A 13,188-nucleotide genomic window follows, 5' to 3' on the forward strand; every position below is an offset into this window, starting at 1 on the left:
ACCCATCAGCGCCGCAGGCTGGCGCCGCGCACCTCGAATCGCACGCTCTGGATCAGCTTGCCGCTGTCGGAGAGCAGGCGCAGCTCATGCCGGCCCGGCATCGGCGCCCAGGACAGCGCCGCGCCTTGCCCGAGGCGCCGACCGTCGAGCTGCCAGACCCCGGCCTCGCCTTCAAAGCGCAGCCGCTGGGCACGCGGCGGGATGTCGGGGTCCAAGGCGTAGACGCTGCCATCGCGCGGGCTCTTGATGCCCTGGGCGGCCAGGCTCTGCACCTCGGCCGTGGCCTGCACACGCGCAAGTTCGCTGCCAGCCAGGAACCATTCCATCCGGTCCGCCTCGCGCGCGGCCTCGAACTGCGTTTTCAGCGCCAGCACGCCGGCCGGCGGCAGCGGCGGCCGCGAGGGCCGATCGCGGTGCAGCCAGCGCATCAGCCCGGCCCAGACCGGCGCCGCGCCGCTGACGCCGGAGACCTGGTGCATGGCCTCGCCGCTGGCATTGCCGACCCACACGCCCACCGTGAATCGGTCGCTGAAGCCGACGCACCAGTTGTCGCGCATGTCCTTGCTGGTGCCGGTCTTGACCGCCGCAAAGCCGCTGGTGGCCAGCGCGCTGTCCAGGCCAAAGGTCAGCGCGCGGGCATTGTTGTCGGCCAGCATTTGGGTGACGATGAAGCTGGCGCCGGCTTCGGCCACGCGCCGCCTGGCCGGCTCCGCGCCTGGCAGCGCCACCGCGCTGTAGACGCCGCCATTGGCCAGCGTGCGGTAGGCATTGGCCAGGGCCAGCAGGCTGACATCGGCGCTGCCCAGCGCCAGCGCCGCGCCGTAGTAGCCGCCCGGCTCGGCCAGCTTCAGGCCCAAGGCGTTCAGCCGTTCGGCCAGCGGGTCGGCACCCAACATCGCACCGACGCGCACCGCCGGCACATTCAGGCTGTTGCCCAGGGCTGTGCGGGCGCTGACCCAGCCGCGGAAGCGCTTGTCGTAGTTCTGCGGCAGGTAGAGGCCATTGCCGGTCTGGATCTGCGCCGGCGAGTCGTCCAGCAGGCTGGCCGCGGTGATCAGCCGCCGCTCCAGCGCCAGCTCGTAGACAAAGGGTTTCAGCGTCGAGCCCGGCTGGCGGCGGGCCAGCACCGCGTCGACCTCGGGCGCATCGGAAAAGCCACTGCCGCTGGAGCCGACCCAGGCCAGCACCGCGCCGCTGGCGTTGTCCAGCACGATGACCGCGCCGTCCTCGACCTGATGACCTTGCAGCTCGCCGAGCTGCTGACGCAAGAGCGCCAGCGCCTGGCGCTGCAGCGCGGCGCTCAGGCTGCTGCGCTGCGCATTCGGCCCCTCGCGGCGCAGCACCAGGCGGGCGTAATGCGGCGCCAGCTGCTCGCCCGGCGGCATGCCGCCGCGGCGCTGCAAGGCCGCCTGCGCCTGCGGCTCCAGCCCGGCGCAGTCCTTGCCCAGGCCTTGCACCTGCAGCAGCACGCAAGCCCGCTGTGCCACCAGGGCCGGCTTGGCATTGGGTGCGCGCAGCAAGGCCGCCAGCAGGGCCGCCTCGCGGGCGTCCAGGCCGGCCGGCGATTTATCGAACAGGGCCAGAGCCGCGGCGGGCACGCCGATCAGATCGCCGCGCAGCGGCACCCGATTCAGATAGGCCTCCAGGATTTGCGCCTTGCTCCATTGCGCTTCCAGCCGGCCGGCCAGCCACAGCTGGCTGACTTTCTGCGCCGGGCTGCGCCCCTCGCGCGGTCGCGCCAGGTCCTGCTCCAGCAGGCCGACCAGCTGCATGCTCAGCGTCGAGGCCCCGCGGGTGCGGCTGTTCCAGAGATTGGCCCAGGCGCTGGACGCCACCGCGCTCCAGTCGACGCCGCTGTGTTCGTAGAAGCGGCGGTCTTCGCTGTAGAGCATGGCGCGCAGCAAGGCGGGAGAGACCTCGGCCAGGCTGACCCAGGGCAGCACGCGCTGCTGCTTGTCCAGGCGCAGCGTCTGTATGGGCACGCCCTCGCGGTCCAGCAGCGCGATGTCGGATACCTTATGGCCGCTGCGCGTCGCCTCGAAGCTGGGCAGGGCCTGGGCCAGCTGCATCACGCAGGCCAGGGCCGGGGCCAGCAAGACCTGACCCCAGCACGCCCAGCCACGCCTTCGAAGTCTCAAGGCGCCACCTCCAGCACCCCGCCGGGCAGCTCACCAAATCGATCCGGTGCATACATAGCTTCGACCCGCGTGCCGGGCAGCTGGAAGCGACCGGCATTGTTCAGCCGAACCGTGTACTCGATCAGCTGCTTGCCGCGCGGCAGGTAAGCGTAGTAGCCACGCCAGGCCTCGAAGCTGCGCTCCTCATAGGCCAGCCAGCCATCGCCCTCGCGGCGTTCGCCTTCAGCAGCGAGCTGCCCACCACCGACGCCGCCACCCAACACACTGGCGCCCCCCGGCACCGGGTCGCTGATCACGACCCAGCTCATATCGGTCTGCGCCTCGATCTCCAGCCGCACCCGCAGCACATCGCCGCGGCTCCAGCGGCTCTTGTCCTTCTGCTCGACGGCCTGCAGGCTGCGGTTGATGCGGTAGCCGGCGTTCATCGGCCCGGCCAGCGGCACGGCAGCCAGCGTCTGCAGCGTCACCCAGGGCTTGCCAGTACCTTCCTGGCGCAGTTGCAGCGTGGCGGGCTTGGCTGGCCAGGGCAGGCTTTGGCTCTCGCCCTCGGGCTTGCGCGCCCAGTCCAGCGTGCGGCTGGCCGACTCCAACTGCGCGACGCTCTTGCCGCTGAGCTTTTGCGACTCGTATCGGGCGCCGAATTTCTCCACTGCCATCACGCCCCAGAAGTTCGCCGTCGTCGTCTGCCAGGCGCCGCGATTCTGGCGGGCCAGCGCGCCCTGCACCAGGCGCGGCAGCTCGCTCTTCCAGCCCGGTTCGTCGAGCATGGCCAGGATCAGCCGGCCGGCATTGCCGTCGGCGTTGTCCATCAGCCACCACCAGGCATCGCTGTCCTCGGTGCTGAACTTCAGCGTGCTGCCGGCATAGCTCAGGCGGCTGCGCAAGAGGCCCTGCACCTCGGCGAGCCGGGCCTCGCGCGCCGGTGCATCGGCCAGGCGCTTGTGGATCAGGTACCAGTCAATCAAGGCCGCGCTGGGCCAGTTGCCGAGCTGGGCCGTGTCGACCGTGGCCAGCATCCGCGCGCTGGCCCTGCCGTAGCGGGACAGCGCCTCGATGGCCGCCAGCCGGCGCACATCGCCATCGGCCCGCGGCGACCAGAAGCGGCGCTGCAGCCGGCCATCGACAAAGGCCGTCAGCGCATCCAGCATCTGCCGCTGCGCCTGCTCGGGCAGTCGCTGGCCGGCCTCATGGGCGGCGCTGAGCAGATAGGCGGTGAGCCGATCGCTGCCGCCCGGCGCCTGGTCGCTGCGCGGCGGGAAGTAGTTGGCCAGGCCATCGGCGTCCAGATAGCTGGGCAGCTTGCCCATCAGCGCCTGCCAGGCCTTGTCGTCATGCAGGCCGAGGTATTTGCTGCTTTGCTGTTCCAGGCAGTTGTAGGGGTAGGTTTCGAAGAAGCGGCGCAGGCCCGGCAGCCCGCCACTCAGGCGTGGCTGCCAGGCCAGCTGCAGGCCACCGCGCTTGATCCCTTCCGCAGGTAGCGCCTCGGCCGGTGCCGCCACCGGCAGGCTCAGCGCGCCGTCGAGCTGCTGCAGCGTCGACTGCTGCACCCGCAGCGGCAGCGCTGGCTGCACCAGCTGGCTGATGCGCAGCTGGTCGCCGGCCTTCAGGGTGCCAGCTTCGCCGCCCTGCTCGCTGACCTCGGCCAGCCAGCCGAGGCTGATCGCTCCAGCGGGAACCGTCACCGGCCAGCTCAGCTCGCGCGCGGCGCCGGGGGCCAGGTCTATGGTCTGTGGCGGCAGTTGCAGCGGCTCGCGCTTGATCGCCTCGGGGCTGCCCTCATCACTGCGCAGCTCGCCCTTCAGCGTCACCTTGAGCTTCAAGGCCCGGCTGCTGGCATTGCGCAGCGTCAGCATGGCCTGGAACTGATCGCCCTCGCGCACCAGCGGCGGCAAGCCGGAGAGCAGCTGCAAGTCTTGCGACACCTTGATGCTGGCGCTGCCGGTGCCAAAGGCCTGGGCGCCGGCATCGGCCACCGCCACCAGGCGGAAGCTGGTCAGCGAATCGTTCAGCGGCACCTCGACGACGGCCTCGCCGCGCGCATCGAGCTGGACGCGAGGGTTCCACAGCAAGAGCGTGTCGAACAGCTCGCGGGTCGCGCGCCCGCCGCCCCCGCCGGCCGCCACCGCCTTGCGGCCATAGTGGCGCCGGCCGACGATCTCGCTCTGCGCCGTGGCCGTCTCAACACCCCAGGCGCGCTGCTGGATCATCGCCGGCAGCAGGTTCCAGCTGGCATTGGGCCGCAGGGCCAGCAGGCCTTCGTCGACGGCGGCAAAGGCGGCCTCGGCATTGGCCAGCGGCTTGCCGTCCTGGCTGACCTGGATGCGCACCCGGGCCTTCTGGCGCACGCCGTACTGGGCCTGTTCGGGCGTCACCTTGACCTGCAGCTGGTGCTGGGCCAGGCCGACCTTGATCGCCGCCACACCGAGCTTGAAGGCGGGTTTGGCCAGGTCGACCATGGCGGTGGGCGGCTGGTAGTCGCCCGAGGCGCGCCAGGCCTGCCACCAGCCGCGCGGGTCCCGCCAGCCCCAGCTGAAGAAGGAATACCAGGGCACGTCGACGATGCGGCCCCGTATCGCCAGCACGCTGACGTAGACATTGGGCGCCCAGGCCTTCTCGATCTTGATCTCCAGCGTCGGGTCACGCCCGCTGAGCGTCTGCACCTGGGTCTGGATGATGCCCTCGCGCTCGATCGCCACCAGCGCGGTGGCCTCGCGGAAGGGCATGCGCACCTGCAAGCGCGCCGTCTCGCCCGGCTCGTACTGGGTCTTCTCGGGCAGCACGTCGATGCGGTCGTCGTTGTCCTGCGCGAACCACAGCTCGCCCTGGCGGGTCACCCACACCGAGCTGGCCGCTTCGACGCTGCGACCCTGCGCGTCGCTGAGCTTGGCAATCAGATCGACCTGGCCGGCGTTCTTCAGGCTGACTTCGCAGTTCAGCAGCCCATGCTCATCACTCTTGCCGCTGCACAGCTCGCCCAGCTCCTGGTTCTCGACCCGGTTGTCATAGGCATAGAAGCCGCCGACCATGCGTTTGCGCACCGACAGCGTCTGCATCAGCCGCGCCCGCACGGCGATGCGCTGGCCGGCCAGCGGCTTGCCGTTCAGATCCAGGGCCAGCGCCTGCAGCTTGATGCTGCCGCCATTGCTGACCCAGGAGGCGCTGCGCAGGCCCACCACCGCCGCAGCCGGCCACAGCGGCTGCAGCTGGCGCACCGTCTGCGTCTCGCCGTTTGGATCGCGGTAGCTCAGCTCGCTGAGCAGATCGCTGGGCCGGCTGAGGCGCGGCAGCTTGGCCAGCGCGAAGCGGGCCGCGCCCTGCGCATCGGTGCTGGCGGCCAGTTTGTCGGCGACCAGCTGGCTGTCGCGCGCCGCGCTCTGTTCGGCGTCCTCATCGCTGTCGGCATTGCGATTGGCCTCGCCGGGCGGTTCGAAGCTGAAACCCTCGAAGCCGGCAAAGCTCAGCACCCGCGGCCGCAGCACCGCGCTGAGCTGCACCGGCGCATTGCCCATCGCGCCACCGGCCAGATAGTTCAGCTGCGCGCCGATCTCCAGCTTCTCGGGCGCGATCAGCGGGCCCTTGGGCGCCATCAGCCGGGCATCGACCAGGGGCACGCGGAATTCCTCGACATTGAAGCCACCGCTGGCCCAGACACGGCGGCGCCTGTCGTCATCGGCGGCGCGTTCCAGCTCGATCCGGTACTGGCCCAGCTTGGCGGCCGGCGGAATCTGCCACTGCGCCGCGGCAAAGCGCGCGCCGGTCCATTGCAGCGTCTGCACAAACTCCTGGCCGCTGCCCTCGTGGATGATCTTCATCCGCGTCGGCAGCTGGTCCGGCGGCGCCAGCGCCAGGCCTTGCGCGGTTTCCAGGCGGAAGAAATGCTTGATGGACAGCGTCTCGCCGGCGCGCAGCAGGCTGCGGTCGAGCACGCTGTGGGCGCGGGCATTGCGTTCGGTGCCGCGCTCGGTGGGCACATTGAAGCGCCAGTTCTCGATGCCGCGGTTCCAGTTGCTGAACACAAAAGCGGTATCGATCACACCGCCGACCTCGGCCTTGCGCGCGGTGATGAAGAGGCCCGTCTCCGCCGTGCATTTGCCATCCCAGCGCGGCGGCTCCAGCGCCTGCGTCACCCAGGCGCGGCCTTGTGAGTCGGTCTTGCCCGACCACAGCGGCTTGCCCTGGCAGTCGTTCACCACCACCTGCGCCTCGGCCACCGGCTTGCCCTTGTCCAGGCTGGTCACCCAGACCAGGCTGTTCTCGCGGCCCAGCTTGAAATGCACGCCCAGATTGGTCACCAGCACGCCGGTGCGCACATACATGGGCTTGCCAGTGTCCAGCAGCGATTGGCCCAGCCGCGGCGAAGTGAGCTCCAGCACGTGATAGCCGGGGGTCTGGATGGGCAGGCCGATCACCTCGAAGGGCCGCGGCCCGGCGCCGTCGAGCGCGGGCAAGGTCAGGGCCTGCGCGCCGTTCTTCTGGCTCAGATAGGGGCGCTTGCGCGTCTCCCATTCATCATGGCTTTGGCGGCGCAAATCGGCATAGGCCTGCAGCATCTCGGCATCGCTGGCATAGCGTTTGACCAGCAACTGCCCCGTGCCTGCACGCCTGGCCTCGGGCCAAAGCTCCGGCTGCACATGGCGCATGGTGATCGGCACCAGGCTGGGGCCGCTGGGCTCGCGTTCGATCACGCCAAAGGGCGCGGCAGCGAACTTGGCAATCGGCGGCGCGGCATCGGTGCGCACCGCCAGCGGAAAGTTCTTGGCATTGGCCAGCGGCCGGCCGGCATCGTCCTTCAGATCGCCGGGCAGCTCGATCTTGAAGCTGGCCTGCTCGGCCAGCGGGTAGGGAAAGTCGACACGGGAGAACTGTGTCTCTTTCTCGTCCTTGGGCAGCCGCGGCGCCACCGCCTCGCCCTTCTCGGGCCGTAGCCTCAGCTTCAGTGCCTGTTCGCGCGAGATCGGCGCACTGAAGTTCAGGCTCATCGGCCGCACCGGTAGACAGCCGGCTTCAGCCCGTTCGCGCTCGCAGCTGAACTCGGCGGTGAAGGGCTTGCGCACGGTGAATTCGAAGCGCTGCTCAAAGCCCGTCTGGACCTGAGGATTCAGGGCCGACGCAATGCCCTTGCCAAGCACCAGCTTCAGCCTGGCTTCGGGCGGCAGGCGCCGCTGGCAGGCGAGCAGCAGCCAGTGGCTGTCGCTGCGTCCCTCGCGCAAGGCCTTCAGCGTGCGCTTCAATTCATCGTTAGGCAGTAACGCAGCCGGCACCCGCTCGCCCAGGCCCTGGATCTCGCACCAAGCGCGGCCTTTCAATGAATCGGTGTTCAGCGGGCCGTCCAGGCGCAGCAAGAAGCGCTGTTCTTCCTCGATCTCGCTGCCCTGCCAGGGGCGGGAGTCCTGCACCGTGGGCGCGGCGACGGTGAAGCTGAACGCCGTCTGCCCCGTCCATTGCGCATTGGCAGCTGCCGAGGGCCGGAAGCCGGGCTTGGCCGCATAGCTGCAGCTGGCCCCCGCCGGCAGCGCCTGGTTCAGCTCGTAGACCCATTCCCGCTCATTGATCCAGCGGCCCTGGCCGTTCATGGCCACCCCGCCCTCGCAGCGCAGTTCCACCGGATCGGCCAGCCGCGCATCGCCCAGCGGCATCATCGCCTCGCTGAAGCGCAGCCGCAGCTGCTGCACCCGCTTGACCTGCCCCTGAGGCGAAGCGCTCGTGACACTGAAAGCCTGTGCCGCCACCGGCAGCATGGCGGCGGCCAGGCAGAAGGCCTGCACCACATTGACGATTCGCCGCATGATCTCAAGCCCTCCCAGGCCGTGTTCGTGCGGCGAGTCTAACGGCGCTCGATGGGCGCCGAACGGGCTTCAGCCCTCGGTTTGTATCAAGGCCTGCAACCCGGCTTCGTCCAGCACCGTCACGCCCAGTTCGCGCGCCTTGTCCAGCTTGGAGCCGGCTTCCTCGCCCGCGATCACATAGTGGGTTTTCTTGGACACCGAACCGCTGACCTTGCCGCCAGCCGCCTCGATTAGCTCCTTGGCCGCGTCGCGGCTGAGTGTGGGCAGGGTGCCGGTCAGCACCAGCGTCTTGCCCAGCAGCGGCTTGGGGCCCTGCTCGGCCGCGGCACCCTCGCCCTCCGGCCAGTGCACGCCGGCGGCACGCAGCTGCTCGACCGCCTCGCGGTTGTGGGGCTGGGCAAAGAAGGTGTGGATGCTCTGCGCGACGATGGGACCGACGTCGCGCACCTCGAGCAGCTGCTCGACGCTGGCATCCATCAACCTATCGAGCGCACCGAAGTGCCGCGCCAGGTCCTTGGCCGTGGTTTCGCCAACCTGGCGTATGCCCAGCGCAAACAGAAATCGCGCCAGCGTCGTCGTCTTGCTCTTCTCCAGCGCATCAACGATGTTCTGTGCGCTCTTCTCGGCCATGCGCTCCAGTGCGGCCAGCTTGGCCACACCCAGCTTGTACAAGCCCGGCAGGCTCAGCACGATGCCGCCGTCAACCAGTTGATCGACCAGCTTGTCGCCCAGGCCCTCGATGTCCATCGCCCGGCGGCCGGCAAAGTGCAGCATCGCCTGCTTGACCTGCGCCGGGCAGGACAGGCCGCCGGAGCAGCGGTAATCCATGCCGCCGCGCTCGCGCACCGTGGCGCTGCCGCAAACCGGGCAGCTGCGCGGCATATGGAAGTTAGGCACATAGGCCGGCCGCTCGGCGGCCAGCTTGCCGACGACCTCCGGAATCACATCGCCGGCACGGCGCACGATCACCGTGTCGCCGACGCGCACGCCCTTGCGGCGCAGCTCGAAGACGTTGTGCAAGGTCGCATTGCTGACCGTGGTGCCGCCAACGAACACCGGCTCCAGCTTGGCCACCGGCGTCAGCTTGCCGGTGCGGCCGACCTGGATCTCGATCGCGTTGAGCCGGGTCAGCTGTTCCTGGGCCGGGTATTTGTGCGCCACCGCCCAGCGCGGCTCGCGGCTGACAAAGCCCAGGCGTTGCTGCAGCACCCGGCTGTTGACCTTGTAGACGACGCCATCGATATCAAACGGGAGACCATCGCGCTGCGCGCCCATGGCGCGATGAAACTCGACCAGGCCGGCCGCGCCGGCGGTGACGACGCGGTGCTCGCACACCGGCATGCTCATGGCCTGCAGCGCGTCCAGCAGCTCGCTGTGCGTGGCCGGCACGTCCCAGCCCTGCACGTCGCCGAGACCATAGGCATAAAAGCTCAAGGGCCGCTTGGCGGCAATGGCCGGATCGAGCTGGCGCACGGCGCCGGCGGCGGCATTGCGCGGGTTGACAAAGGTCTTGTCGCCGGCCTCGCGCTGGCGTTCGTTCAGCGCCTCGAAATCATCACGGCGCATATAGACCTCGCCGCGCACCTCGATCACCGGGGCCTCAACGCCGTGCAGCCGCAGCGGGATCTGGCCGATGGTGCGGATGTTCTGCGTGACATCCTCGCCCGTTTCACCATCGCCGCGGGTGGCGGCCTGCACCAGCACGCCCTGCTCGTAGCGCAGATTGATGGCGAGTCCATCGAACTTCAGCTCGGCGGCGTATTCGACCGGGGCCACCTCTTCGCTGAGCTCCAGCTGCTTGCGCACCCGTTCATCAAAGGCGGTGGCGCCGCTGGCCTCGGTATCGGTCTCGGTGCGGATGCTCAGCATCGGCACCGCATGGCGCACCGGCGTGAAGCCGGCCAGCACCTGGCCGATGACGCGCTGCGTGGGTGAATCGGGCGTCAGCAGTTCGGGATGCGCGGCTTCGATCGCCTGCAGCTCCTGGAACAGCCGGTCGTACTCGGCGTCGGGCAGCTCGGGCGCATCCAGCACATAGTAGAGATGGGCGTGGTGGTTCAGCAGCTGGCGCAATTCGGCAGCACGGTCGGCAGCGCGTTCGGCCGGCGTGCGAGCCGCGGGATTCACCTCTCGTGAGGCGGCGGAAAACAGGTCAGACTGGCTCATAGCCACGCATTGTGGCGCACAAGAATGAGGGAGTATTGCAATGCCTTTGATCGAGCCGCTGGCCGCCGACGCCAACCCCGAAGTGAGCGAACTGGCCACCCTGTTCAACCGCACGCTGGGCTTTGTGCCCAATAGCGTGATGACGATGATGCGCCGCCCGGCCATCGCCCGCGCCTTCACCGCGCTGAACGCCGCGGTGATGCACAACGAGGGCCGCGTCAGCAGCGAGTTGAAGCGTCTGATCGGCCATCTCTGCAGTGCCAGCAGCGGCTGCCGTTACTGTGAGGCGCACACGATTCGCGCGGCCGAACGCTTCGGCGCGGAAGAAGGTGCCGACCCGCGCCGCCTGGCCGAGCTGTGGAACTTTCGCAGCAGCCCGCTGTTCAGCGCCGCCGAACGCGCCGCACTGGAATTCGCCATCGCCGCGGCCGCGGTGCCGAATGCGGTCGATGAGCCGATTGGCGCGACGCTGCGCGAGTACTGGGACGAGGGCGAAATCGTCGAGATTCTCGGCGTCATCGCGCTGTTCGGTTTCCTGAACCGCTGGAACGACTCGATGGGCACCGAGCTCGAGGCCCCGGCTAAGGCCGACGGCCGGCGCCATCTGGCCGTACGCGGCTGGACGCCAGGCAAGCACGGCTGAGGCTCAGCCACCAGTCTCAGGCGGCAGCCGGGTGATCATCACCTGGTCAACCCGGTGGCTGTCAACGTCGACCACCTCAAAACGCCAGCCTTCCCAGACCACCTGATCGGTGCGCTTGGGAATGCGCCGCAGCATCACCATCAGAAAGCCGGCCAGCGTGTCGTACTGACCGGCATGGGGCCAGGCCTCCAGCTCGAGCGCGCGCTGCACATCAGGAATGGGAGTCACGCCATCGGCGAGGTAGGAGCCATCGTCGCGGCGGACGATCTGCTCCTCGTCATGCGGGCTGACCAGGCTGCCCATCACCGTGCTCATCACATCATTCAGCGTGATCACGCCAACGACCAGGCTGTACTCGTTGACGATGACAGCAAAGTCCTCATGCGCCTGGCGGAACTGGCCCAGCACCTCGTTCAGCGTGATGCGGTCCGGCACGATCAGCACCTTCTTCACCAGCCCCGGCGTGCCGCGCAGGTCGATGGCCTCGCCACGCAGCACGCGCTGGAACAGATCGGTGGCGTCGACATAGCCGACGACCTGGTCGATCTCGCCATCACAGACCAGATAGGTGGAATGCGGGTCCTCGGCGATGCGGTTGCGCACCAGCGCGTCGTCGTCGTCGAGCAGGAAGAAGACGATGCGCTCGCGCGTGGTCATCGCGCTCTCGACGGTGCGGGTGTCCAGCTCCAGCACGTTCTCGATCACCTGCTGCTCGGCATCGGCGACCACGCCAGCCTGGTTGCCGGCCTGGGCCAGCGCCAGGATGTCGTCGTGGGTGATGCTGTTGTCGCGCGAGGCCGGCCGGCCCAGCATCCGTATCAAAGCCTCGGTGACATTGCTGAAAATCCAGGCCAGCGGCTTGAGCAAGGTGGCCAGCCCCAGCATCGGCCCGATCAACACCATGGCGATGCGCTCGGGCTCGTTCATCGACAGGCGCTTGGGCACCAGATCGGCCAGCACGATGAATAAGGCGGTGATACAGACAAAGGAGCCGGCAAAGCCCAGCGTCGCGGCGCGGTCGGGTGGCAGCAGATAGGCCAGCGCCGCCTCGAAATGCGGGGTGAAGGCGCCCTCGCCGACGATACCGCCAAGAATGGCCACCGTGTTGACGCCGATCTGCACGACGGTGAAATAGTGGCCCGGCTGTTCCTGCACCGCCAGTACGCGCTCGGCGCGGGCGTCGCCCTCGTCAGCGAGCTGGCGCAGCTTCAGCCGCCGAGAGGCCGCCAGCGACAGCTCGGCCATCGAGAAGAAGGCACTGGCAGCAATCAACAGGGCAATCAGCAGCAGACTGGTGCTCAAGGGCGCGCTTCATTGAGTCCGAATGCCGCCCAGTGTAGCCCCGGGCAGCAGGCTCGATCAGCTGAAAAGCCGCCGTGCCGCCAGGCTGCCCGCGGCCAGATCGCGCGAGGCCAGCGCATGGTAGAGCGTGCCCAACTCCTGGCCGATGGCGGCAAAGGCTTGCAGGGGCAAGACCTGGCCCCGGTCGTCGCAGACATCGGCTTCGATATCGCGCGACAGGCCGCGCGACACCTCCTGCCAGCTGGCAAAGGGCTCCAGCGCTTCCGGCGTTTGCGGCACGTCAAGCGCCAGCGTCAATTCGCGCAGCGAGGACGCCTGCGGATCTTCGGCCAGCGCGGCCTGCGGATCGAAGCTGAGGCTGAGGATGGGCGGTGCGCCCTCGTCGGCCGAGGGCAGCACCAGGCGGCCGGGAATGGCGCCAGGCACAAAGCCATGGCGCAGCGCCATCTGCTGCACATAGCCCAGGGTCCAGGCGGCCTGGCGGGCGCGCAGCACGATGGCCAGCTGCGCATCGTGGGCGCTGGCGAACTGGTCCAGCTCGCGGGCCCGGGCCACCACATCCAGCATGTCGGGGAACTGCACAAAGCCGGCCAGGCCATCGGCAAAGCCCTGCACCTTCTGCACGAACTCCGAGTATTCGATCTCGTTCATCGCGCCGCTGCGGTTGGCCATCTGCACGCCGGCCTGGAACTCGCTGTAGCGCTGGCCCGGCTGGGGCAGATCCCATTCGCCGGTCTCGGCATTCAGGCCTTCGATATGAAAGGGCTTGGTGCCGGCGCGGCGACTGCCGGGCAGATGCGACAGCGCCAGTTCGCCGCTGACCGGCGCTTCGACGCTGATGGTGGCTATCGCGTCGATCAGCGCATCGATGCGCGCCGAAGGCCGGCGCGCCGCCTGGCGCACCACCGCCGGCACCGTTTCATCGAGCGGCGGCAAGGGCTGAAAGGGCTCGGCGACGGCCGCCTTGGCCTCGCCCAGATTGGGTTCCTGGCGGTCACCGAGCTGCGGCTCGATCTGCGGCTCGGCCCGCTTGGGGCCGGCCTTGCGCGCACTCCAGGCGCCGTGGGCCACGATGGCAGCCAGAATCAGGCCACCGAGGATGGCGAGCATGGCGGTCAGGGTCATACCAGGCCTCCCGCCGGGCCGCCTATCC

The 13,188-nt window shown here is 68.9% G+C and carries 6 protein-coding genes; 1 reads left to right on the forward strand and 5 read right to left on the reverse strand.

Annotated elements, in window-relative coordinates; genetic code table 11:
* Positions 1–5 precede the first annotated feature (5 nt).
* The 3 genes from pbpC to ligA form a co-directional block, all read right to left on the reverse strand.
* Positions 6–2,069: a penicillin-binding protein 1C gene (pbpC, locus tag RQP53_RS05710; RefSeq protein ID WP_434064068.1), complete on the reverse strand. Its 2,064-nt coding sequence runs from the start codon at positions 2,067–2,069 to the stop codon at positions 6–8.
* A 65-nt stretch (positions 2,070–2,134) separates the two neighbouring features.
* A complete protein-coding gene (locus RQP53_RS05715; protein ID WP_315649272.1) occupies positions 2,135–7,924 on the reverse strand; it encodes an alpha-2-macroglobulin family protein in 5,790 nt (1,929 codons plus the stop codon).
* A gap of 69 nt (positions 7,925–7,993) precedes the next feature.
* The gene (gene ligA / locus RQP53_RS05720; RefSeq protein ID WP_315649273.1) at positions 7,994–10,090 is read right to left on the reverse strand and encodes an NAD-dependent DNA ligase LigA; all 2,097 of its coding nucleotides are present in this window, start codon (positions 10,088–10,090) and stop codon (positions 7,994–7,996) included.
* Positions 10,091–10,130: 40 nt separating this feature from the next.
* On the opposite strand from ligA, the gene RQP53_RS05725 reads away from it, so the two are divergent.
* A complete protein-coding gene (locus RQP53_RS05725; RefSeq protein ID WP_315649274.1) occupies positions 10,131–10,733 on the forward strand; it encodes a carboxymuconolactone decarboxylase family protein in 603 nt (200 codons plus the stop codon).
* A gap of 3 nt (positions 10,734–10,736) precedes the next feature.
* Here RQP53_RS05725 and paeA read toward each other — a convergent pair whose 3' ends face one another.
* On the reverse strand, positions 10,737–12,035 hold the full coding sequence (gene paeA / locus RQP53_RS05730; protein WP_315649275.1) for a polyamine export protein PaeA: 1,299 nt from the start codon (positions 12,033–12,035) through the stop codon (positions 10,737–10,739).
* A gap of 57 nt (positions 12,036–12,092) precedes the next feature.
* Positions 12,093–13,160 (reverse strand): cell division protein FtsZ, encoded by a 1,068-nt coding sequence (locus RQP53_RS05735; protein WP_315649276.1) that lies wholly within the window; start codon positions 13,158–13,160, stop codon positions 12,093–12,095.
* Between the last annotated feature and the right edge of the window lie 28 nt (positions 13,161–13,188).

It is taken from the genome of Roseateles aquae (genome assembly GCF_032337115.1).
GTDB lineage: Bacteria > Pseudomonadota > Gammaproteobacteria > Burkholderiales > Burkholderiaceae_C > Roseateles_C > Roseateles_C aquae.